The 1,070-nt window shown below is 42.1% G+C and carries 1 protein-coding gene; it reads left to right on the top strand.

From position 1 onward, the window contains the following. On the top strand, positions 1–652 hold a 652-nt coding region (locus R7R24_RS24870; RefSeq protein WP_318119769.1), incomplete at its 5' end, for a helix-turn-helix transcriptional regulator. Positions 653–1,070 lie beyond the last annotated feature (418 nt).

Genomic DNA, 1,070 nt, shown 5'->3' with positions numbered 1-1,070 from the left:
CAAGCGCTCTTTCCGAGGTCAAGCCGTTAAAGTGATGTTAGAAGAGGGGCGGGACATTGTCTCACTCAGCTTTTTGGATTACGGAACGCAATTGCCAAATAAACTTTCTCTAAGTCGTCCTGCTAATAACAAGGTGGACTTGAGTATCGACAATCTTTCGCAACTGGTTACGGTGAGTGGAGGGCACTTAGCGGTGTTCACTTCTGATGCGCAAAATAAAATTGAGATTACTTGGCCGATGGCAAAAGAGTTGAGCCATGTCGAGGAAGTTTTACCAGAATTTGTGCCAGAAAACATCGTCGAAGAAAAAGCCAGTCCAGAGAATGAGTGGCTACAAAAGGTCTATCAGTTAGTTGCTGAGCATTACCATGACCCTGATTTTGGTACTGCGACAGCGGCTAAGATGTTATTTATGTCTGAACGTAGTTTACAACGCCGCTTTAAGTCGGCCTCGTCAAGAACGTTAAAAGATTATTTAACGGAGGTACGGTTAGAAACTGCTTGCGAACAGTTACTCGCAGGTGAAAAAATCAGTGAAGTGGCTTTCAATTGCGGTTTCAATGATCCCTCTTACTTCAGCCAGAAGTTCAAGTTGCACTTTGGTTTACCTCCATCAAAGTTCGCGATGGAACAAGACAGTCACGCAAATTAGTCTCCAATCTTTCGAGCATCGTTAATAGTTACAGCACGGATGTTATCTAAATCACCTCCTCACGTTTAGCGGCGTGATTCGTTCTGATACCGCAACTAAACCATTCTAGTCGCCTCGGGCTACGCAGCGTTCTGTTTTTTTGGGTTGTTCTGAGTAAGTAAAGCATCTGTACTTTCTTATGTAGTTCGTAGAAATAAAGAGCTGCAATGCCTTTGTGTTGTTAGGCTAGAGTTTTTTGCCTAATTTATGCGTTGTGATAGGTAAGTGAAACATCAATGCACAGCGTTGTAGCAGTTTGTTTTCGCCAAACAGCACATATAAATAGGATATAGAAAGCTTAAATAAAGTGCTTCTAGTTACAGGAGGTTGGTTGTTAAAGGTTTAAATCGGGAGTAGAAAAGAAGTGAAAAAAATATCG

Source organism: Vibrio sp. 704, assembly GCF_033339295.1.
This window is presented reverse-complemented; position numbering and strand designations above follow the sequence as displayed.